This window comes from Variovorax sp. Varisp53, from assembly GCF_059491555.1.
This window is the reverse complement of the sequence record NZ_CP168512.1, coordinates 2,314,038-2,333,839: the sequence shown is the minus strand read 5'-3', so window position 1 is coordinate 2,333,839 and position 19,802 is coordinate 2,314,038. Positions and strand designations below refer to the sequence as shown.

At 68.1% G+C, this 19,802-nt stretch carries 20 protein-coding genes; 17 read left to right on the top strand and 3 right to left on the bottom strand.

Annotation, left to right across the window (positions count from 1 at the left end):
* The first annotated feature begins 21 nt into the window (after window positions 1-21).
* The 3 genes from ACEOAB_RS10840 to ACEOAB_RS10830 are packed head-to-tail and all read left to right on the top strand — an operon-like array spanning window position 22 to window position 1,828.
* The gene (locus ACEOAB_RS10840) at window positions 22-1,005 is read left to right on the top strand and encodes a Bug family tripartite tricarboxylate transporter substrate binding protein (protein ID WP_413748849.1); all 984 of its coding nucleotides are present in this window, start codon (window positions 22-24) and stop codon (window positions 1,003-1,005) included.
* A 5-nt stretch (window positions 1,006-1,010) separates the two neighbouring features.
* Window positions 1,011-1,136: a hypothetical protein gene (locus tag ACEOAB_RS10835; RefSeq protein ID WP_413748850.1), complete on the top strand. Its 126-nt coding sequence runs from the start codon at window positions 1,011-1,013 to the stop codon at window positions 1,134-1,136.
* A 32-nt stretch (window positions 1,137-1,168) separates the two neighbouring features.
* Entirely contained in the window at window positions 1,169-1,828 is a 660-nt protein-coding gene (locus tag ACEOAB_RS10830; RefSeq protein WP_413748851.1) for a substrate-binding domain-containing protein, read from the top strand.
* On the opposite strand, the gene ACEOAB_RS10825 is transcribed toward ACEOAB_RS10830, so the two are convergent.
* Window positions 1,825-2,736 (bottom strand): LysR family transcriptional regulator, encoded by a 912-nt coding sequence (locus tag ACEOAB_RS10825; RefSeq protein ID WP_413748852.1) that lies wholly within the window; start codon window positions 2,734-2,736, stop codon window positions 1,825-1,827. The two genes, ACEOAB_RS10830 and ACEOAB_RS10825, sit on opposite strands and share 4 nt — an antisense overlap.
* Before the next feature lie 75 nt (window positions 2,737-2,811).
* On the opposite strand from ACEOAB_RS10825, the gene ACEOAB_RS10820 reads away from it, so the two are divergent.
* The 7 genes from ACEOAB_RS10820 (at window position 2,812) to ACEOAB_RS10790 (ending at window position 8,815) form a co-directional block, all read left to right on the top strand.
* A complete protein-coding gene (locus ACEOAB_RS10820; RefSeq protein WP_413748853.1) occupies window positions 2,812-3,681 on the top strand; it encodes an HpcH/HpaI aldolase/citrate lyase family protein in 870 nt (289 codons plus the stop codon).
* Window positions 3,682-3,761: 80 nt separating this feature from the next.
* Window positions 3,762-4,736, top strand: a complete 975-nt coding sequence (locus tag ACEOAB_RS10815) for a tripartite tricarboxylate transporter substrate binding protein (protein ID WP_413748854.1) — start codon at window positions 3,762-3,764, stop codon at window positions 4,734-4,736.
* A 26-nt stretch (window positions 4,737-4,762) separates the two neighbouring features.
* Entirely contained in the window at window positions 4,763-5,956 is a 1,194-nt protein-coding gene (locus tag ACEOAB_RS10810) for a CoA transferase (RefSeq protein ID WP_413748855.1), read from the top strand.
* A 3-nt stretch (window positions 5,957-5,959) separates the two neighbouring features.
* The gene (locus ACEOAB_RS10805) at window positions 5,960-6,835 is read left to right on the top strand and encodes an amidohydrolase family protein (protein ID WP_413748856.1); all 876 of its coding nucleotides are present in this window, start codon (window positions 5,960-5,962) and stop codon (window positions 6,833-6,835) included.
* 23 nt (window positions 6,836-6,858) lie between these two features.
* Window positions 6,859-7,821: a tripartite tricarboxylate transporter substrate binding protein gene (locus ACEOAB_RS10800; RefSeq protein WP_413748857.1), complete on the top strand. Its 963-nt coding sequence runs from the start codon at window positions 6,859-6,861 to the stop codon at window positions 7,819-7,821.
* 152 nt (window positions 7,822-7,973) lie between these two features.
* Window positions 7,974-8,537 (top strand): thioredoxin family protein, encoded by a 564-nt coding sequence (locus ACEOAB_RS10795; RefSeq protein ID WP_413748858.1) that lies wholly within the window; start codon window positions 7,974-7,976, stop codon window positions 8,535-8,537.
* 119 nt (window positions 8,538-8,656) lie between these two features.
* A complete protein-coding gene (locus ACEOAB_RS10790; protein WP_413748859.1) occupies window positions 8,657-8,815 on the top strand; it encodes a hypothetical protein in 159 nt (52 codons plus the stop codon).
* On the opposite strand, the gene ACEOAB_RS10785 is transcribed toward ACEOAB_RS10790, so the two are convergent.
* Window positions 8,779-9,522: a response regulator gene (locus ACEOAB_RS10785; protein WP_413748860.1), complete on the bottom strand. Its 744-nt coding sequence runs from the start codon at window positions 9,520-9,522 to the stop codon at window positions 8,779-8,781. The genes ACEOAB_RS10790 and ACEOAB_RS10785 overlap by 37 nt on opposite strands.
* Before the next feature lie 225 nt (window positions 9,523-9,747).
* Here ACEOAB_RS10785 and ACEOAB_RS10780 point away from each other — a divergent pair, with 225 nt between their 5' ends.
* On the top strand, window positions 9,748-11,130 hold the full coding sequence (locus tag ACEOAB_RS10780) for an ATP-binding protein (protein ID WP_495653711.1): 1,383 nt from the start codon (window positions 9,748-9,750) through the stop codon (window positions 11,128-11,130).
* Window positions 11,131-11,275: 145 nt separating this feature from the next.
* Window positions 11,276-13,009: a cytochrome c biogenesis protein DipZ gene (locus tag ACEOAB_RS10775; protein ID WP_413748862.1), complete on the top strand. Its 1,734-nt coding sequence runs from the start codon at window positions 11,276-11,278 to the stop codon at window positions 13,007-13,009.
* 226 nt (window positions 13,010-13,235) lie between these two features.
* On the opposite strand, the gene ACEOAB_RS10770 is transcribed toward ACEOAB_RS10775, so the two are convergent.
* The gene (locus tag ACEOAB_RS10770) at window positions 13,236-13,481 is read right to left on the bottom strand and encodes a hypothetical protein (RefSeq protein ID WP_413748863.1); all 246 of its coding nucleotides are present in this window, start codon (window positions 13,479-13,481) and stop codon (window positions 13,236-13,238) included.
* Window positions 13,482-13,870: 389 nt separating this feature from the next.
* Here ACEOAB_RS10770 and ACEOAB_RS10765 point away from each other — a divergent pair, with 389 nt between their 5' ends.
* The 5 genes from ACEOAB_RS10765 to ACEOAB_RS10745 all read left to right on the top strand — a co-directional run bounded on the left by ACEOAB_RS10765 (window position 13,871) and on the right by ACEOAB_RS10745 (window position 19,795).
* On the top strand, window positions 13,871-14,224 hold the full coding sequence (locus ACEOAB_RS10765) for a hypothetical protein (RefSeq protein ID WP_413748864.1): 354 nt from the start codon (window positions 13,871-13,873) through the stop codon (window positions 14,222-14,224).
* 208 nt (window positions 14,225-14,432) lie between these two features.
* Window positions 14,433-15,770, top strand: a complete 1,338-nt coding sequence (locus ACEOAB_RS10760) for a M20 metallopeptidase family protein (protein WP_413748865.1) — start codon at window positions 14,433-14,435, stop codon at window positions 15,768-15,770.
* A gap of 156 nt (window positions 15,771-15,926) precedes the next feature.
* The gene (locus ACEOAB_RS10755; RefSeq protein WP_413748866.1) at window positions 15,927-17,582 is read left to right on the top strand and encodes a long-chain-fatty-acid--CoA ligase; all 1,656 of its coding nucleotides are present in this window, start codon (window positions 15,927-15,929) and stop codon (window positions 17,580-17,582) included.
* Between the two features lie 81 nt (window positions 17,583-17,663).
* A complete protein-coding gene (locus ACEOAB_RS10750) occupies window positions 17,664-18,893 on the top strand; it encodes an ABC transporter substrate-binding protein (protein WP_413748867.1) in 1,230 nt (409 codons plus the stop codon).
* The gene (locus ACEOAB_RS10745; RefSeq protein WP_413748868.1) at window positions 18,890-19,795 is read left to right on the top strand and encodes an SMP-30/gluconolactonase/LRE family protein; all 906 of its coding nucleotides are present in this window, start codon (window positions 18,890-18,892) and stop codon (window positions 19,793-19,795) included. The genes ACEOAB_RS10750 and ACEOAB_RS10745 overlap by 4 nt, the downstream gene beginning before the upstream one ends.
* The last annotated feature ends 7 nt before the right edge of the window (window positions 19,796-19,802 follow it).

The window sequence follows — 19,802 nt, the reverse complement described above, 5'->3', positions numbered from 1 at the left end:
TCGATTCCGGAGACAACGAACATGAAAACCTTGCTTTCCCGCCGCCTTGCCCTCGGCATGGCCGCACTGGCCGCGGCCGGCCAGTTCGGCATGGCCCGCGCGGCCGACGCCTTTCCGTCCAGGCCTGTGAAGATCCTCGTGGGCTACAGCGCCGGCGGCGCGGTGGACGCCATCGCGCGCTCGGTCGGCCAGCGGATGTCGGCCATCCTCGGCCAGCCGGTCATCGTCGAGAACAAGCCCGGCGCGGCCACGAACATCGCGGTCAAATCCGTCATCACGAGCCCGCCCGACGGCTACACCCTGCTGCTGGCCGCCAATGCGCTGGCGGTGAACCCCTCGCTGTTCCAGCCCGCGCCCTACGACCTGGAGCGCGAGCTGACGCCGGTGGCTTCGGTCGGCCGCGTGCCCGTGGTGTTCACGGTGCGCGAGGAGTCTGCGATCAAGACCCTGTCTGACCTCGTCGCGGCAGCCAAGGCAAAACCGGGCAGCGTGACGGTCGCCACGCCGGGCAACGGCTCGACGCCGCATCTCGCGATGGAACTTTTCCAGCACACGGCCGGTCTGCAACTGCGGCACGTGCCCTACAAGGGCGGCGCGCAGGCACTCACCGACGTGCTCGGTGGCCACGTGGAGGTGGTTGCGGTCAATGCGCTCGAAGCGCTGCCGCTGGCCAAGTCCGGCAAGCTGCGCGTGCTGGCGGTGATGAGCGCCGAACGCTCGGCCGTGCTGCCGGGCGTGCCGACCGTCGCCGAGTCGGGCTACCCGGGTTTCGAAGCCAGCGTCTGGTACGGCTTCGTCGGGCCGGCCGGGCTGCCCAAGCCCGTGGTCGAGAAGCTGCACGACGCGGTGCAGAAGGCCATCGACTCGCCCGAGGTGCGCAACCAGCTCGCCGCGGCGGGCGGCGCTCCTTTGCCGGGGCCGACGGCTCAGTTCGAGAAGCTGCTCAAGGCCGACGTAGCGCGCTACGGCAAGCTGATCCGCGAAGCCAACATCAAGCCCGATTGATCGCCGTGACCACCGCCATCACCCGTCGCCAGGCCTGCCTGGCTGCGGTCGCCAGCGCTCTGCTGCCAGCGAGCCGCACTGCCCTGGGCGACTGGCAGGCCTACGCGGACCGGCTCATCGGGCGCGAATGACCATGCCGGATTCCATCAAGGGCATCTGCTCCATGGCCACGAAAGGCCTGCTGCTGGAGCTTGCCGCGGCGTACACACGCGCGAGCAGCGTGCCGGTTTCCATCGAAGCGGTGGGCGGCATGGATGCCGCACGGCGCGTTTCGGCCGGCGAGCCTTTCGACGTGGTGGTTCTCGCCTCGGACGCCATCGACAAGCTGTGCGCGGCCGGCAAGCTGGACGCATCGCGCAAGACGGACGTGGTGCGCTCCGGCGTTGCCGTGGCCGTCGCCGCGAACGCGGCGCGGGTCGACATCTCCACGGAGGAAGCGGTGCGGCGTGCCGTGCTGGAGGCCGCCGTCATCGCCTGCTCGACCGGCCCCAGCGGCGTGGCGCTGGCCGCGCTGTTCGAGCGCTGGGGCATCGCCGACGCCATCAAGGGCCGGCTGGTGCAGGCGCCGCCCGGCGTGCCCGTGGGCTCGCTGATCGCGCGGGGAGAAGCCTCGCTGGGCTTCCAGCAGTTCAGCGAGCTGATCGGCGTCGAAGGCATCGCGCTGCTGGGGCCGCTGCCGCCGACGATCCAGATCACGACCGTGTTCAGCGCGGCACCGATGGCGAACGCCTCCAAGCCGGATGCCGCAGACGCGCTGCTCGCCTACCTCGCCTCGCCTGCCACTGAGGAAGCCAAGCGCCGGCACGGCATGGAGCCGACCTAGCTCGCAACCGGCGTGCGAGAGCCGCTGCCATTGACCTTTCCCGCCGTGACCAGCCCTGCGCTCTCGACAAAGCCGTGGATCAGCTTCAGCCGTGGTGAAGCCCTCGACCACAGGATGCCGAAGCGCCGCGTCTCGGAAGGCAGCGGCAGCGCGATCTTGGCGACGCGCTGCCCATCGAGCAACGGCGATGCGATGTCGGGCACGATCGACACGCCGAGGCCGCGGTCGACCATCATCGCGATAGCCAGCAGCGAACTGAGCTCGAAGCGCTCCTGCGGCACGATGCCTGCGGCGCGCAGGTAGCGGTCGGCCTGCTTGCCGCCGCCGAGATTGCGGTCGTAGCGGATGAGCGGCGAGGTGCGCAGCAGTTCGTGCGGGTCGCGCCGCGCGAGGCGGCTGGGCGCGAGCAGCACCAGCGGCTCCTCGCGCAGCAGCGCCCAGTCGAAGGTCTTCGCGAGCGCGAACGACGGATACAGGCACACGGCCGCATCGAGCTCGCCCTGCTGCATCGCCTTGTAGAGCGTGGCGGTGGTGCCCGACTGCAGGAACACCTTGACGCCCGGATGCGTCTTCACGAAGCGCGCAAGGATGTCCGGCAGCAGGCTGTGGATGGCCGTATTGATGGTGCCGATGACCAGCTCGCCGCTGGCCGCTTCGCTGCCGAGCATCGCCTTGATGTCGCTCACATCGCGCAGCAGCGTGCGAGCCCGCTGAACCAGCCGGTGCCCCGCCTCTGTCGGCTGCACCGTGCGGCCGGCGCGCGCGAGCAGCGGCGCGGCGAGTTCGCGCTCGAGCGCGCGAATCTGCTGCGCCACCGCGCCGGGCGTCAGGTCGAGCCGGCGTGCGGCCTCCGACATCGAGCCCGATTCCACCACCAGAAGAAAGCTTTGCAGGTAGGCCGTTTCCATGAAGATAGATTTTCTACGATGTGATCACAGGGAACGGCTGTTTTTCTCCTCTCATGAACTGCGGACACTGCATCCATGAGAAGCAAACTCTTCGTTCCCGGCACCCGCCCAGAGCTGTTCGCCAAAGCACTGACCAGTGCGGCGGATGCCATCTGCCTCGACCTGGAAGACGCGGTGTCCGAGCCGCGCAAGGACGAGGCGCGCGAAACCGTGCGCAAGTTCCTCGAAAGCGGCGAAGCGGCCGCGTCGCACAAGACGCTGATCGTTCGCATCAACGCCATGGACACGCCGCACTTCGAGCGCGACGTGGCAGCGGTGGCGCAGGCCGGCGTGCACCTGATCAACCTGCCCAAGCCGCAGAGCCCCGCACATGTGCGCACGGCGGCCGAGGCCATCGAGCGCGCGGAGCGGGCCAACGGTGCGCACGCGCCCATCGGCCTGCTGCTGAACATCGAGACACCCGCTGCCCTGCGCACGGCCGCCGAGCTCGCACTGGCGCATCAGCGCGTGGCGGGGCTCCAGCTGGGGCTGGGCGATCTGTTCGAGCCACTGGGCATCACGCGGCGCGAGCCCTCCGCGATCCGGCAGGCGATGTTCGCGGTGCGCATCGCGGCCGGCGAAGCGGGCCTGTATGCCTACGACAGCGCCTTCTCGGACATCCGCGACGCCGAGGGCTTTCGTGCCGAGGCGATGCTCGCGCGCGACCTCGGCTTTCTCGGCAAGACCTGCATCCACCCGAGCCAGATCGCCATCGCCAACGAAGTGTTCCGACCGACCGACGAAGAAATCGCGCACGCCCGCAAGGTGGTCGAGGCGGCGCGAGAGGCCGATGCCAAGGGCGCCGGCGCCTACGTGGTGGACGGAAAGATGATCGACATCCCCTTCGTGATCCGCGCGCGCGCCATCGTCGAGAGCGCACGCAGCCTGGGGCTGCTGACCAGTTGAGCCTGGGGCTGCTGACCAGTTGAGCCTGGGGCTGCTGCCCGGCTGAGCTTCCCTATTCGAAAAGAACCGGAGACAAGAAAATGCGTATCCCTTCATTCCTTCGTCCGCTCGCGGTGGCCTCGGCCGTCGCACTCGCCGGAACCGCGCTCGCACAGGCCACCTACCCCACCAAGGCCATCACGATCGTCGTGCCCTACCCCGCCGGCGGCTCGAACGACACCTTCGCGCGCCAGGTCGCCAAGGAGCTCGGCGATGCGCTCAAGCAACCCGTGATCATCGACAACCGCCCCGGCGCGAGCGGCAACACCGGCACCGGCCAGGTGGCCAAGGCGGCGCCGGACGGCTACACGCTCGTGGCCGTGTCCTCCAGCATGACGACCAACGCGGCCGTGCAGTCGAAGCTGCCCTTCGATCCGGTGAAGGGTCTCGCGCCCGTGGCCATGTTCGCCAAGGGCCCGTTCATCGTCGCGGTCAACAACGAGTTTCCCGCGAAGACGCCGGCCGAGCTGATCGGCGCCATCAAGGCGAAGCCGGGCCAGTACAACTACGCCTCGTCGGGCTCGGGCAGCGTAAACCAGTTCGGCACCGAGCTGCTCAAGGCCAAGGTGGGCGACCTGCAGATCGCGCACATCCCCTACAAGGGCATGGGCCCGGCCGTGACGGACCTGGTCGGCAACCAGACGCAGCTGCTGATTTCCAGCGGCCCCTCGCTGCTGCCGATGGTGCGCGCCGGCAAGCTGCGCGCCGTGGGCATCACCAGCCTGAAGCCCAGCCCCATTGCCCCCGATCTCACGCCGATGGCAACGGCCGTGCCCGGCTACGAGTTCGAACTCTGGTGGGGCCTGCTGGCACCGGCGGGCACGCCGACCGATGTGGTCGCGAAGCTGAACGGAGCCGTCAACCAGATCCTGGCAAGGCCTGAGATCACCGCCAACTTCCTGCGCGAAGGCGCGATCGCCACCCCGCTCACCCCGGCGCAGTTCGGCACCGTCATCGCCGAGGACGTGGAACGCTGGAAGAAGCTGGCGAAGCAGCAGAACATCACCGCCGATTGAGGAAAGAAAGAAGGAAAGAAAAGCCCATGAGCACCATCGTCCCCGACGACGCGTCCCTGCCTGTCCGCCAAGGCCCCGCCGGGCCATTGAGCGGCCTGCGCGTGCTCGACCTGAGCGCCTACATCGCAGGCCCCTACGGCTGCTCGCTGCTGGCCGACCAGGGCGCGGAGGTCATCAAGATCGAGCCGCCCACCGGCGACAACCTGCGCAAGTACCCGTCGTCGCTGGAGGCCGAGAGCCGCGCGTTCGTCGGCGTCAACCGCAGCAAGCTGGGCGTGGTGCTCGACCTCAAGAACCCGCAGGACCTTGCCGCGCTGATGGCGCTGGTGCGCACGGCCGACGTGCTGGTGCACAACTTCCGCCCCAGCGTGCCGCCGCGGCTGGGCATTGCCTACGACCAGCTGAAGGCCGTGAACCCGCGCCTCATCTACTGCGCCGTGACGGGCTACGGCGAGACGGGGCCGCTGCGCGAGAAGGCCGGCTACGACCAGGTGCTGCAGACCATGACCGGCATGTGCGCGCTGCAGGGCAAGCGCGGCGAGCCGCCCGAGATCATCTACGGCTCGGTGGTCGACTACTACGCGGCCGCGCTGGTCGCCGCAGGCGTGGCCTCGGCGCTGTACGAACGCGAGAAGAGCGGCGAAGGCCAGTTCGTCGGCGTGTCGCTGCTGCGCTCGGCGCTCACGATGCAGTCGGCGCGCATGGTGTGGGCCGAGGGCGAGCCGAAGGACGTGGGGCGCGACATGCGTTCGGGCGGCATCACAGGCATCCACCCGACCCGTGAAGGGCACATCTACATCTCGGCCAACACGCCGCATTTCTGGCAAGCGCTGTGCGCCAAGGTCGGGCTGCAGGAGCTGGCCGGCGACGAGCGCTACGACTCGGTGCGCAAGCGCGCGCAGCATTTCGCGGAGATCGTTCCGAAGCTTCGCGCCGCGCTGGCCGAACGCACCGCGCTCGAATGGGAAGAACTGTTCGGCGAGGACGTGCCCTGCGCCGCGGCCCGCACGGTGGAAGACATGTTCGACGACGAACAGGTGCTGGCCGAGGACATGGTCGCGAACTTCGCGCACCCTACGCTGGGCTCGTACCGCGGCTTCACCCGTCCCGTGAAGTTCGGCCGCACGCCCGGCCCCGAACCCTTCGCGGCGCCCACGCTGGGCCAGCACACGCAGCACGTGCTGGCCCCGAAAGAAGCCGCCGGCCGCGCGGGCGACTGAGCCATGCGCGCCGACCTGGTTGTGCCGCACAGCAGCGGCACACGCAAGCCCGCCGATGCGGCGCCCGAAGACGCCTGCGACGCGCACATGCACGTGTACGACCGCCGCTTCGCGCTGCACGGATCGCCCGACGCCATGCTCGACCATGCCACCGCCGACGACTATCGCCTGCTGCAGCGGCGCATCGGCACGCAGCGCACGGTGGTCGTGCAGCCGCGCGTGCACGGCACCGACAACAGCGTAACGCTGGCGGCCATCCGCGAACTGGGCGCGCAGCACACACGCGGCGTGGCGGTGGTGCGGCCCGACGCGAGCGACGCTGAACTCGAACGGCTGCACGCGGGCGGCATCCGCGGCATCCGCTTCACGCTGTACACGCCGACGAATGCAGCGACGGACTTCGGCATGGTCGAGCCGCTGGCGCACCGGGTGCATGCGCTCGGCTGGCATGTGCAGCTGCATTGGAGCGCCGGCCAGATCGCGGAACACGCGGCGCTGGTCGCGCGGTTGCCTTGCACCGTCGTCTTCGACCATCTCGCGCGCATTCCGCAGCCCGACGCGCAGGCGCATCCCGCGTTCGACGTGATGCACCGGCTGCTCGACAACGGCCGCACCTGGATCAAGCTGTCCGGCGCATACCTCGACTCGCGGGTCGGCGCGCAAGGCGGCTATGCCGACACCGTCGCGCTCGCGCGGGCGTGGGTGATGCAGGCGCCCGAACGCGTGGTGTGGGGCAGCGACTGGCCGCATCCCACCGAGCGCACCGCCAAGCCCGACGACGCGCAGCTGTTCGACCTGCTGAGCCAGTGGGTGCCCGACGAAGCGCAGCGCCGGCGCGTGCTGGTCGACAACCCGGCGCGGCTCTACGACTTTTCCTGAACCACAAGATCCGAGACATCGACATGAACAAGCGACTCCTGAAATCCGTCGCGGCGCTGGCCGCCTGCGCCGCTCCACTGCTGGGCTGGGCCGCCTGGCCCGACAAGCCGATCCGCATGGTGGTGCCGTATGCCGCGGGCGGCGGTGCCGACAACACCGCGCGCATCGTCGCGCAGCAGATGAGCACTGCGCTGGGCCAGCAGATCGTGATCGACAACAAGCCGGGCGCGGGCGGCGTGATCGGCGCCGACAACGTGGCCAAGGCGGCGGCCGACGGCTACACCGTGCTGTACGACGCATCGGCGTTCTCGGTGAACCCCTCGCTGCGCAAGCTGCCCTTCGACGCGGCGAAGGACTTCATTCCCGTGTCGCTGGTGGCCACGGCGCCGCAGATCCTCGTGGTGCCGGCGACCGCTCCCTACAAGACGGTGCCGGAGTTCATCGACTACGCACGCAAGAACCCGGGCAAGCTGAGCTTCGCGTCGGCGGGCGGCGGCACCGGTTCGCACCTCGCCGGTGAGGCATTGAACGAGCAGGCGAAGATCGGCCTGATGCACGTGCCCTACAAGGGCGGCGCGCCGGCACTGACCGACGTGATGGGCGAGCAGGTGTCGGCCTACTTCGGCAACGTGGCCTCGACGCTGGGCTACGTGAAGAGCGGCAAGCTGCGCGCGCTGGGCGTGAGCTCCATCAAGCGCCTGCCGGGGCTGCCCGACGTGCCGACGCTGGCCGAGTCGGGCCTGCCGGGCTACAACGTGGTCGAGTGGAACGGCGTGTTCCTGCCCAAGGGGACGCCGGCCGACATCGTGCAGAAGCTCGGCAAGGCGGTGCAGGCGGCGCTCGCCGATCCGGCCGTGCGGCAGAAGCTGCTGCAGCTGGGCCTGGAGCCCGCGGGCACCGCGCCCGAGGCGTTCGCGAAGTTCGTGCAGGACGAGACGGCCAGGGTGAGTGCGCTGGTCCGCTCGCGCAACATCAGGGTCGATTGACCACGCACGTCCGCGCGGGATGTGAAACGTAGTGTGTGGGGTTCGTCCCGCGGATACAGAGGCATACGCATTTCGCTCCGCGGCGGGGTGGCCCGGCGAAGAATCGGCTCCGTTCACAGACGAACGCCCGTCACTCTTCCGAAGGAACCGCCATGCGCTTTCGCTCTCCCGCCCTCTTCTTTGCCGTCGCCATCGCGGCCTCTGCGGCAGCCCTCACGCTGACCTTTGCCGCGCCCTCGCCGCTGGGCGGCGATATTCCGGCCGGCGAGGCCGTGCCCGCACCGGAGTTCCAGAACATCGACACCTGGCTCAACTCGCCGCCGCTGAAGCTGAGCGAGTTGCGCGGCAAGGTCGTGCTGGTCGACTTCTGGACATACACCTGCATCAACTGCCTCAACCACCTGCCCTACGTGAAGGAGTGGAACGAGAAGTACAAGGACAAGGGCCTGGTCGTCGTGGGCGTTCACACGCCGGAGTTCGCGTACGAGAAATCGACGAAGAACGTGAAGGACGCCATCGCGCGCCTGCAGATCAAGCATGCCGTGGCGCAGGACAACAGCTACGGCACCTGGAAGGCCTTCAGAAACCAATACTGGCCGGCCGTGTACCTGATCGACAAGCAGGGGAAGATCGTCTATTCGCACTTTGGCGAAGGCAGCTACGGCACTACCGAGAAGAAGATTCAGGCGCTGCTGGCTGAGCCTTCTGGGACTTGAGACGGCGCATTAGTTCGGGGTGCGATCACGACGACGGGGGACATTCGCGGAGGGGAGCACCCGGTGCCATTCGCACGCCCCCAAACATCAGCAACCGCAAAACAATACAGACAAGAGAAATGAACAAGCTCTGGTTCGCCCTCCTCTTCCTCGCAGGCGGCATCTCGCAAGAAATCCGCAACCCGGTGAACTGCCAATGCATCCCCGCCCGGCAGCCGCAGCTGCCTCGGCCGCACAGGCGTCAGTCGAGCGCCTCGACCGCCGACGAGAAGACGTAGCCCTCGCTGCGCACCGTCTTGATGTAGCGCGGCTCGCGTGCGTCGTCCCCCAGGCGCTGGCGCAGGCGGCTCACCAGCAGGTCGATGGAGCGCTCGAAGAGCTCCGCCTCGCGACCTTGAGTGAGGCTCAGCAGCTGGTCGCGGCTCAGCACCTTCTGGGGATGGTCGAGAAACACCATCAGCAGCCGGTACTCCGCGCCGCTGAGCGCCACCATCACGCCGCTGTCGTCGATCAGGTTGCGCGCGGTGGTGTCGACCTGCCAGTCGCCGAAGGCCAGCTTCGAGGCCGACTCGGTGGAGCGCATGTTCGGCGGCAGCATGCGCGTGCGGCGCAGCACCGAGCGGATGCGCGCCAGCAGCTCGCGCGCGGAGAACGGCTTGGCCAGGTAGTCGTCGGCGCCCATCTCCAGCCCGAGGATGCGGTCGGCCTCCTCGCTGCGCGCGGTGAGCATGAGGATGGGCGTGGCCTTGTACTTGCCCGTGCGCAGGTCGCGGCACAGCGTGAGGCCATCTTCGCCCGGCAGCATCAGGTCAAGAATGATCAGGTCGAAAGGCCCCGACTCCTCGAGCGCCGCGCGCATGTGCCGACCCGTGGGTACCGTCACCACCCGCAGGCCGTTCTTGACCAGGTAGGTGGAGAGCAGTTCGCGGATTTCCCGGTCGTCGTCGACGATGAGGATGTGATCGGAGGTCTTGGGAATGTTCATGGCAGTGCGGTGATGCGCCCACGGGGCGACGGGCAGGTGCAATGTAGCCCGTACAGGCGAAGGATCGGGCGGTTTTGTATACCCGTGTATCCGGCGGGCCGGGCGACCACACTATGTTGCTTGCACGGGCGCGACGGGTAATGTTGTATGTCGGTCCACGCGGCCCAACACACTGGAATACAAAGCGGCCCGCCTTGGAGCGGGACCGGGTCTATAAACCTGTCCATGCCTACTTCCGCCGCCAGCCTTCCCGCCGACATCGCGCCGGCCTCCTCCGCCCCCATGGGCCTGCGCCGGCTGCTGCCGCGCTCGCTGTTCTCGCGGGTGACGCTGATCATCGTCGTCGGGCTGGCCATTGCGCAACTGCTGACCTTCATGGCCATCGGCTACGAGCGCGGCATCGCGATGCGCGAGCTGATGATGATCGGCATCGAGCGCGACATCGCCAGCTCGGTCGCCATCCTCGACCGGCTGCCGGCCGACGAGCGCGAAGGCTGGTTGGCGCGGCTGGAGCGGCGCAACTACCGCTTCGTGCTCGGCGGCAGCGCGCAGGGCAAGGCGCCGGACACGCCGTCGTCGCAGCAGTTCGCGACCGCGATCGCCGACGCGATGCGCCCCTTCGAGATCGTGAAGTTCGGGCAGGTGAGCAACCCGCCGCAGGGCCTGCAGATCCAGGTGCGCCTGTCGGACGGCTCCTCGGTGGTGGTGCATGCACGGCGCGTGGACATGCCGGTGTCGAGCTGGGTGATGTGGCTGCTGTGGGTGCAGCTGCTGGTGCTGGCGGTGTGCGCCTGGTACGCGGTGCGGCTGGTCACGCGGCCGCTGGCGCAGCTGGCCGACGCGGCCGACGAGCTGGGACCCGACCTGAAGGGCCAGCAACTGGCCGAAGAGGGGCCGACCGAGGTGAAGCACGCGGCGCGCGCATTCAACGCGATGCAGAAGCGCATCGCCGGCTACATGGCCGAGCGGGTGGAAATACTCGCGGCCATCTCGCACGACCTGCAGACGCCCATCACCCGCATGCGGCTGCGCACCGACCTGATGGACGACGGCCACGACCGCGACAAGTTCCGCCAGGACCTCGACGCCATGCACACCCTGGTGCGCGAAGGCGTGACCTACGCGCGCACGCTGCACGGCGCCACCGAGCCGCCGCGCCGCATCGACGCCGACGCGCTGTTCGAGAGCATGGTGGCCGACTACGAGGACTCGGGCGAGCAGGTGCTGCTCGAAGGCCGCGTGGGCGAGCCCATGGTGACGCGGCCGAACGCGCTGCGGCGCATCCTGACGAACCTCATCGACAACGCGCTGAAGTTCGGCACCGACGTGCGCCTGCAGGTGCATGCAGACGCCGGCAACCGGCTGACGCTGGCCGTGGTCGACAACGGCCCCGGCATTCCGGCCGACCAGCTGGAGAACGTGCTCAAGCCCTTCTACCGCGTCGAGGGCTCGCGCAACCGCAACACCGGCGGCACCGGGCTGGGCCTCGCCATCGCACAGCAGTTGGCGACGGCGATGGGCGCGGAGCTCACATTGCGCAACCGGGACGAAGGCGGGCTGGAAGCCCGGCTGACCATGAATACCAACGCAGCCGCACCACCGGACTGAGCCGGCTGCGGCAGCCGCCGCAACACCACCGACCGCAGAAGAAAAAGAAAAGCGGCTCGCATGGCGAGACCGTGAAGGGCCGTGCTCGCTCCCGACTTCCCATTTCAGCCATTCATCGACAACATTCACCGACCGGAATCCGATCATGCTGCTCCTCATCGTTGCCTACCTCGGTGGCGTGCTCACCATCCTGAGCCCGTGCATCCTGCCCGTGCTCCCCTTCGTGTTCGCGCGCGCCGACCGGCCGTTCCGCTCGCACGGCCTGCCCATGCTGCTGGGGATGGCGCTGGCGTTCTCGGCCATTGCCACGCTCGCAGCCGTGGGCGGCGGCTGGGTCGTGGCGCTCAACCAGTACGGGCGCTATGCAGCGATTGCGATGCTCGCGGTGTTCGGCGTGACGCTGCTGTTTCCGTCGGTGGCCGACCGGTTGAGCCGGCCGCTGGTGGCACTCGGCTTGAGGCTGGCGGGGCCTGCACCGGAAACAAAGGCGTCGGTGTTTTCGCCGCTCCTGTTGGGGGTCGGCACGGGGCTGCTGTGGGCGCCTTGCGCGGGGCCGATCCTCGGGCTGATCCTGACGGGCGCGGCGCTCAACGGCGCAAGCATCGGCACCTCGTTGCTGCTGCTGGCCTACGCGGCCGGTGCATGTACCTCGCTGGCGGCCGCGCTGCTCTTCGGCGGGCGGCTGTTCTCGGCGATGAAGGGCTCGCTGCGCACCGGCGAATGGCTACGGCGTGCAGCCGGCGTGGCCGTGCTCGCGGGTGTAGGCGCCATCGCGCTGGGACTGGACACCGGGCTTCTCAGCCGCCTGTCGGTCGGCACCACTTCGGCCCTGGAGAAAGCACTTGTGGAGAAGATCGACATGCCAATGCCAGTCCCCGTGCCGTTATCGCAACCTCGCGCACCGGCGCTGCCCGACGAAGGCGGCCTTCCTTCGCTCGCGGGCGCCACCGAATGGCTGAACTCCGCCCCGCTGACCGCCGAGAGCTTGCGCGGCAAGGTGGTGCTGGTCGACTTCTGGACCTACTCGTGCATCAACTGCCTGCGCACCCTGCCCTACGTTCGTGCCTGGGCCGAGAAGTACAAGGACGCGGGGCTGGTGGTGGTCGGCGTGCATGCGCCGGAGTTCGCGTTCGAGAAGCTGCCCGCCAACGTGCGCCGCGCGACGAAGGAGCTAGGCATCAATTTCCCCGTGGCCATCGACAGCGACTACGCGATCTGGCGCGCCTTCGGCAACCAGTACTGGCCGGCGTTCTACGTCGTCGATGCGCAGGGGCGCATCCGGCATCACCAGTTCGGCGAGGGCCAGTATGCGAAGGCGGAGCAGGTCATCCAGCAGTTGCTGGCGGAAGCGGGGCGACCTGCCGTACCGGCCGACCTGGTCTCGCCGCATGGCCAAGGCACGCAGGCCGCGCCGGCCGAATCGCCGGCCCTGTCGGGCGAGACCTACCTGGGCTACGAGCGCGCGCACAACTTCGCTTCGCCCGGCGGCATCGCGAACGACCATGCGCACGTCTATTCCGCGGCTGCGCCATCACTGCGCACCAACCAATGGGCGCTGGCTGGCGAATGGACGGTGGAGAGCGAACGCGCGGTGCTGGCCCGCGCCAACGGGCGCATCACCTACCGCTTCCACGCACGCGACCTGCATCTCGTGCTTGGCCCGTCGGCGGATGGCAAGCCGGTGCGCTTCAGGGTGCTGATCGACGGCAAGCCTCCGCTCGCGGACCATGGCGCCGATACTGATGCGCAGGGCAACGGAACCATCGACGGGCAGCGGCTGTACCAGCTGGTCCGCCAGGCTGGGAACGACGGGGAGCGCCTGTTCGAGATCGAATTCCTCGATGCCGGCGCGCAGGCCTACGTGTTCACCTTCGGCTGAGTGCCTCGCGGCAGCGGGCACGTGCCCGTTTCACAGGTGCTGAGCCACCAGCACCACGGCTCCGGCGATAGAGATGACGCCGCCAACGAACTTCCTGAATGCCTTCATGGCGTCCTCCTTCAGTGAGGCTCCATGGTGCCGCGTGGCTGTGCGTTCGTGGGTTGGGAATTCTCATGTGCAGGATAGAAAAACCCAACCTGCAGGGCATTGCTCAGTCGCGCGGCATCTACGACCGCGCACTCGGCAAGGAAAGCCGCGCCCTCGCGAACTGGCTGGCGCGAAGCCTCACGCGCTCCACTGCGGCTTCCAGCGTGGGCTGCTGCATGAATACGAGCACTCCCCGCTTGAGCCCGCGAAGGCTCAGCTCGGCAACGCCGGCGTAGCGGCCGTCCGCGGTCCGCTGGATATCGATGCGGCTCGACCAGCCATCGGGCAGTTTGACGAGAAGCTGTAGTTGTTGTGTGACGCTCATGAGGGCGCCGAGGATAGGCGCCGCGGCGCTGCCCCCAAAGGAAATAGTTCTTGGTATTCGAGATTCTTCAAGGTTGGCATCGGATGAATCTCCGGCCCCCATCCTCGATGTCTCCCAGATTGGTCGCGATCATTGGCTTGCCCGCCCCTCCGGCGGGTCCTCCCTCCGACCCTGCGAAAACGGGGTCCTTCAGCTCGCCTTCGTGCGAGCTTTTTTTTTCCTCCGCCGTCGCCTCTGCAAACTGAGCAAGCCCAGTTCTGACAATCGTGAAATGCGCCCGTACCTGGAACAGGTCGCCATCAATGGCATGACCGAAGAGTCAACCGACGTGCGGCGAGGACGTTGACAGCCACATGCACGTGTTTTCGTGTGACCCTTGAGGTGCAATCATGAAAAGAGCCCTGATCCTGTTGGCTGCCGGAACTGTCTTCACCGCTTCGGTCTTTGCACAGCAGCCACCGGCTGCACCAGCAACGACGAGCCCCGCTCCCGCTGCAAAAATGGCACCGGCACCGGCACCGGCAGCAGCACCAGCCGCGGCGCCTGCGGCCGCAGCGCCCGCGGCCAAACCCGCAACGACCACCACGGCAGCAGCACCGGCCGCAGGCCAGGTCTGGGTCAACGGCAAGGTCTATCACTGCGCGAACGACAAGTACTTCGGCAAGACGAAGCACGGCTCGTACATGTCGGAGGCCGACGCGAAGGCCAAGGGCGCTCACGCAGCCCACGGCAAGACCTGCTGAACGTCGCAATGCCGGGGCGCGGGCCGCTTCATGCCCGTGCCCCGGCGAAAACCTACAGGCAGACAGCGGCCTGCTGATCCCTCCGCTTTCCCCCGCCCCCTTCGTTGTGGCTATCAGCCAAAACTGCTAGCATCAATTAACTTACCGGCCGACATGTAAAACAAACCCCAACCTCTGCGGCCGTGGCGCACCACAACAAGGCACCCTCATGCGACTCTTCAAACAGACCCTGTGTGCAGCCGCGATGGGCATCGTGTCGGCCGTGGCTTCGGCGGCAACGCCGCAACCGCTGCTCGATCGTGCGCTCGCCCTGTCCGATGCCACCGAGCCCAACGTCATCGCATGGCGCCGGCACATCCACCAGCATCCCGAGCTGGCCTACGAAGAGGTCGAGACGGCCAAGTACATCGCCGCGGTCCTGGCGAAGATTCCCGGCATCGAAGTGCAGACCGGCATCGCCGGCACCGGCATCAAGGCGGTGCTTCGCGGCGGCAAGCCCGGCCCGGTGGTCGCGCTGCGCGCCGACATGGACGCCCTTCCCGTCGAGGAGCGCAACGACCTGCCGTTCCGCTCGAAGGCCAAGGCCATGTGGCGTGGCCAGGAGGTGTCGGTAGCGCACGTCTGCGGCCACGACACCCACGTGGCGATGCTGCTGGGCGCGGCGCAGGCGTTCTCGGCCATGCGCGCCGAGTTGCCCGGCACGGTGGTGTTCCTGTTCCAGCCGGCCGAGGAGATCGGCCCCGGCGACCGCCCGAGCGGCGCGCTGGCCATGGTCAAGGCGGGCGTGCTCGACAACCCCAAGGTCGACGTCGTGCTGGGCCAGCACATCGGCTCGCAGGCGCCCAAGGGTTCGATCTCTTATCGCCCAGGCGCGATGCTGGCCAGCATCGACGTGTTCGACATCAAGCTCAGCGGTGCGGGCGGACACGGCGCCGCGCCATGGGCCGCCAATACGCCGATGCTGGCGGCCGCGGAGATCACGCTGGGCCTGCAGAACATCGTGAGCCATCGCACCAACCCGACCATCGACGGCGGCGCCACCGTGGTCACGGTGGGCATGCTGCAAAGCGGCAACCGTTTCAACATCCTGCCCGAGACCGCCGAGCTCTCCGGCACGGTGCGCGCGCTGTCGGCGCAGAACCAGAAGACGGCCCACGAGCAGATCCGCATGAAGGCCGAACACATCGCGGCCAGCTACGGCGTGAAGGCCGACGTGCGCATCGACACCGGCGGCGGCTATGGCGTGCTGGTCAACGACGTACCGTCCACCCTGGCGCTGGTCGATGGCCTGAAGGCTGCGGCCGGCAAGGACAAGGTCGCGGAAATCCTGCCGTCGATGGGCTCCGAGGACTTCGGTGCGTTCGGCGCAACCGGCATCCCGGTGGTCTTCTGGATCCTCAACGCCTCGCCCTATCCGGACCGCGCGGGTCCGACGAACCATTCGCCGCTGTTCACCATCGACGAGTCGGCCATGCGCATCGGCGTGCGCGCGCTGACCAGCGCAACCCTCGCCCAGATGACGCGTGCCAACGGCACGTCGCCTTGAAGACAGCCAACCGCTGATCCCCGGGTTTCCCCCGACCCACCCGCGTTGTGGCTGTCAGCCAAAACTGCTAGCATAAATTAACTTACCGGCCGGCATGTAAAAACAAGCATCGAGACCGGCGGCCGAGACCACAGAACCAGAGACGCGAGACAACGAATGAACGCCCTGATGCAAAACAACGCGCTGCTGATTTCCAGCCTGCTGGAACACGCGGCCCGCCATCATCCGGACGTTGAAATCGTCTCGCACCTCGACATGCGGACCTGCGTGCGAACCACCTGGCGCAAGGTGGCCCAGCGCGCGGCCAGGCTCGCCTCCGCCCTGCGGACGCTCGGCATCCAGCCCGGCGCGCGCGTCGCGACGCTGGCCTGGAACACGCACCGGCATCTCGAGCTCTACTACGCCGCCTCGGGCATGGGCGCGGTGCTGCACACCGTGAACCCGCGGCTCTTTCCCGAGCAGATCGGCTACATCGTCAACCACGCGGCCGACGAGCTGGTCTTCTTCGACCTGGGCTTTGCGCCGCTGCTCGAACAGGTCGCACCGCAGCTGAAATCGGTCAAGGGATTCGTCGCGATGTGTTCGCGCGCGGAGCTGCCTGCGCTGAACCTGCCCGGCCCCCTGCTGTGCTACGAAGACCTCGTGGCCGATGCCGAACCGCTCGCCGAATGGCCTGCGCTCGACGAGAACACCGCCTCGTCGCTGTGCTACACCTCCGGCACCACGGGCAACCCCAAGGGCGTGCTCTACAGCCACCGTTCGACGGTGCTGCACTCGTGGGCCGCCTGTGCCGCCGATGGCCTGCAGCTGTGCGCGCGCGACAGCGTGCTGCTCGCGGTGCCGATGTTCCATGTGAACGCCTGGGGCATTCCCTACGCCGCCGCGATGTGCGGCGCCAAGCTGGTGCTGCCGGGCCCGGACCTCGGCGGCGAGCGCCTCTTCAACCTGATGCGCGACGAGCGCTGCACCTTCTCGCTCGGCGTACCGACCGTGTGGCTGGGCTTCTTCCAGCACGCGGAGAAGCTCGATGCGGCTGCGCGCGCCGCCCTGTGCCTCGAGCGCGTCGTGGTCGGCGGCTCCGCCGCGCCGCGTGCCATCGTCGAGAAGTTCGAGCACCTGTTCGGCGCCTACGTGATCCAGGCCTGGGGCATGACCGAGACCAGCCCGCTGGCCACCATCTGCAACCTGCTGCCGCGCCACGACGGCATTCCCCTGGAAGAGCGCTTCGACGTGCAGACCCGCCAGGGACGCGCCATCTTCGGCGTGGAGATCGCGGTGTTCGATGCCGAAGGCCGCCGGCTGCCGGCCGACGACCACACGCCAGGGGAACTGAAGGTGCGCGGCCCCTGGGTCGTGTCGGCCTACTACGGCCAGGAGCCCGGCGCAGAACTCGATGCGAACGGCTGGTTCGCCACCGGCGACGTCGCGCTGATCGACAAGGACGGCTACGTGCAGATCACCGATCGCTCGAAGGACGTGATCAAGTCGGGCGGCGAATGGATCTCCTCCATCGACCTCGAGAACCTCGCGGTCGGCCACCCCAAGGTAAAGGAAGCCGCGGTGATCGGCGCGTACCACAGCAAGTGGCAGGAGCGCCCTTTGCTGATCGTGGTGCCGAACGAAGGCGCAGAGGTCACAGCCGCGGAAATCCTCGGCTTCATGCAGGACCGCGTGGCCCGCTGGTGGATGCCCGACGACGTGGTCTTCGTCGACGAACTGCCCCACACCGCCACCGGCAAGCTGTTGAAGACACGGCTGCGCGAGCAGTTCCAGGGCCACCGGCTGCCGACCGACGCGGCCGTTGCCGACTGAGGTTCGGACGCCCACCAACACCCGCCGGTGCTGCGGCCGAGTTCACGCGACAGCAACCCTGAAAACAATGGAGAGACAAGCATGCAACATCGATTCCGGCTCGCGGCCCCTGCGGCCATCCTTCTCGCCTGCGCCGTAGCTGCTGCGCAAGGCACCCCGAACACCATCAGCGACGACGTCGTTCGCATCGGCGTCATGGCCGACCAGACCGGCCCCTACTCGGGCAACGGCGGCCCCGGCTCTTCGCTGGCCGTGAAGATGGCGGTCGAGGACTTTGGCGGCAAGGTGCTCGGCAAGCCCGTCGAGGTGCTGGTGGCCGACGACCAGAACAAGCCCGACGTGGGCCTGAACATTGCGCGCAAATGGCTGGACACCGAGAAGGTCGACACCATCGTCGGCGGCTCGGCCTCGTCGATCGCGCTGGGCGTGTCCTCGCTGCTCAAGGAGCGCAAGAAGCCGTACCTGATTGCCGGCACGGTGAGCGCGGAGCTCACCAACAAGTCGTGCTCGCCGATGAACTTCCAGTTCCTCACGGACACCTATGCGCTGCCCAAGGCGGGCGTGCAAAGCCTGATGAAGCAAGGCGTGAAGAGCTTCTACTTCATCACCGTGGACTACGCCTTCGGCCAGGCCTTCCAGGACGACGCCACCAAGTTCATCCAGGCCGCCGGCGGCAAGGTGGTGGGCTCGGTCAAGCATCCGCTGGGCGCGACCGATTTCTCGTCGTACCTGCTGCAGGCACAGTCCAGCGGCGCGCAGGCCATCGTCATCCTCAACGCCGGGCTCGACCTGTCGAACGCGTTGAAGCAGGCGGCCGAGTACAAGCTCACACGCAACGGCCAGATGGTGTCGGTGTTCGGCATGACCATCAACAGCGTATCGGCCATGGGGCTGGACGTGGCCCAGGGCCTGCAGCTCACGGTGCCGTTCTACTGGGACCGCGACGACGCCTCGCGCGAATGGTCGAAGCGATTCATGGCTCGCAACAAGGGCGTGGTGCCAACCTACATCCACGCCGGCGCCTACAGCGCGACCATGCACTACCTGAACGCGGTCAAGGCCGCCGGCACCGACGACGGCGCCACGGTCGCGGCGAAGATGAAGGCCACGCCGATCAACGACTTCTTCTCGAAGGACGTCAAAATCCGCGAGGACGGCCAGGCGCTGCGCCCGGTGTACGCCGTGCAGGTGAAGAAGCCGGCCGAGTCGAAGGGAGCGAACGACTACTACACGGTGCGCGCCGAGATCCCGCCCGAGCAGACCTGGCGTCCGCTGGCCGAGAGCAGCTGCGACTTCATCAAGGGCAAGTGAGCGCTACGGTGGGCATGCAGATCGACATCCTCGAGCCGCGGCGCGACCTGCTCGGCGAATGCCCGCTGTGGGACGCGCGCAGCCAGTCGCTCTACTGGATCGACGGCCGCGCCCAGCTCGTGCGCCGCCACACGCCCGCCACCGGCGCCAGCGCCGAGTGGCACGCGCCGCAGCACATCGGCTCGATCGCGCTGTGCGAGAGCGGCCGCCTGCTGCTGGCGCTGGAACACGACTTCTGGCTGCTCGACCCCGACAGCGGCACGCTCGTGCCCATGGACGCGGGCGTGACGCACAGCGCAGAGCGCATGCGCCTGAACGACGGCCGCACCGACCGCGCCGGCCGCTTCGTCGTCGGCTCGATGACCCTGGGCCGCGCCGAGCCCGAAGGCGCGCTTTACCAATTGACGGCCGGCGGGTCGGTGAAGACGCTGGACACCGGCATCGCGGTGGCCAACGCCACCTGCTTCAGCCCGGACGGCCGCTGGCTCTACTTCGCGGACAGCCACACGCACCAGATCCGCCGCTACCCCTACGACACGGCCAGCGACGCAGCCGGCCCGAGCGAAGTGCTGGTCGATACCCGGGCGCTCGGCTCGGTGCCCGACGGCGCCACCGTGGATGCCGAAGGCCATCTGTGGGTGGCGCTGGTGCAGGCCGGCCAGCTCGTGCGCTTCACGCCCGAAGGCCGGCTCGAGCGCACCATCCAGCTGCCGGTGACCTACGTCTCCTGCCCCTGCTTCGGCGGCCCCGACCTCGACGTGATCTACCTCACGTCGATCAGCAACAGCGGCAACCTGCTGCGCAGCGACCATCCGGACGCGGGCGCGGTGTTCGCCATCCACGGCGCCGGCGTGCGCGGGCTCGAGGAGTCCCGCTTCGCCGACCGCCCTCCCCTCATCTGACAAGGCA

What these genes read in the sequence shown, in the direction of transcription:
- ACEOAB_RS10810 (WP_413748855.1), top strand. Translation starts at nt 4,763, where the DNA reads ATGAGCACCATCGTCCCCGACGACGCGTCCCTGCCTGTCCGCCAAGGC.
- ACEOAB_RS10830 (WP_413748851.1), top strand. Translation starts at nt 1,169, where the DNA reads ATGGCCACGAAAGGCCTGCTGCTGGAGCTTGCCGCGGCGTACACACGC.
- ACEOAB_RS10775 (WP_413748862.1), top strand. Translation starts at nt 11,276, where the DNA reads ATGCTGCTCCTCATCGTTGCCTACCTCGGTGGCGTGCTCACCATCCTG.
- ACEOAB_RS10760 (WP_413748865.1), top strand. Translation starts at nt 14,433, where the DNA reads ATGCGACTCTTCAAACAGACCCTGTGTGCAGCCGCGATGGGCATCGTG.
- ACEOAB_RS10815 (WP_413748854.1), top strand. Translation starts at nt 3,762, where the DNA reads ATGCGTATCCCTTCATTCCTTCGTCCGCTCGCGGTGGCCTCGGCCGTC.
- ACEOAB_RS10840 (WP_413748849.1), top strand. Translation starts at nt 22, where the DNA reads ATGAAAACCTTGCTTTCCCGCCGCCTTGCCCTCGGCATGGCCGCACTG.
- ACEOAB_RS10750 (WP_413748867.1), top strand. Translation starts at nt 17,664, where the DNA reads ATGCAACATCGATTCCGGCTCGCGGCCCCTGCGGCCATCCTTCTCGCC.
- ACEOAB_RS10800 (WP_413748857.1), top strand. Translation starts at nt 6,859, where the DNA reads ATGAACAAGCGACTCCTGAAATCCGTCGCGGCGCTGGCCGCCTGCGCC.
- ACEOAB_RS10790 (WP_413748859.1), top strand. Translation starts at nt 8,657, where the DNA reads ATGAACAAGCTCTGGTTCGCCCTCCTCTTCCTCGCAGGCGGCATCTCG.
- ACEOAB_RS10770 (WP_413748863.1), bottom strand. Translation starts at nt 13,481, where the DNA reads ATGAGCGTCACACAACAACTACAGCTTCTCGTCAAACTGCCCGATGGC.
- ACEOAB_RS10820 (WP_413748853.1), top strand. Translation starts at nt 2,812, where the DNA reads ATGAGAAGCAAACTCTTCGTTCCCGGCACCCGCCCAGAGCTGTTCGCC.
- ACEOAB_RS10785 (WP_413748860.1), bottom strand. Translation starts at nt 9,522, where the DNA reads ATGAACATTCCCAAGACCTCCGATCACATCCTCATCGTCGACGACGAC.
- ACEOAB_RS10755 (WP_413748866.1), top strand. Translation starts at nt 15,927, where the DNA reads ATGAACGCCCTGATGCAAAACAACGCGCTGCTGATTTCCAGCCTGCTG.
- ACEOAB_RS10805 (WP_413748856.1), top strand. Translation starts at nt 5,960, where the DNA reads ATGCGCGCCGACCTGGTTGTGCCGCACAGCAGCGGCACACGCAAGCCC.
- ACEOAB_RS10825 (WP_413748852.1), bottom strand. Translation starts at nt 2,736, where the DNA reads ATGGAAACGGCCTACCTGCAAAGCTTTCTTCTGGTGGTGGAATCGGGC.
- ACEOAB_RS10795 (WP_413748858.1), top strand. Translation starts at nt 7,974, where the DNA reads ATGCGCTTTCGCTCTCCCGCCCTCTTCTTTGCCGTCGCCATCGCGGCC.
- ACEOAB_RS10765 (WP_413748864.1), top strand. Translation starts at nt 13,871, where the DNA reads ATGAAAAGAGCCCTGATCCTGTTGGCTGCCGGAACTGTCTTCACCGCT.
- ACEOAB_RS10780 (WP_495653711.1), top strand. Translation starts at nt 9,748, where the DNA reads ATGCCTACTTCCGCCGCCAGCCTTCCCGCCGACATCGCGCCGGCCTCC.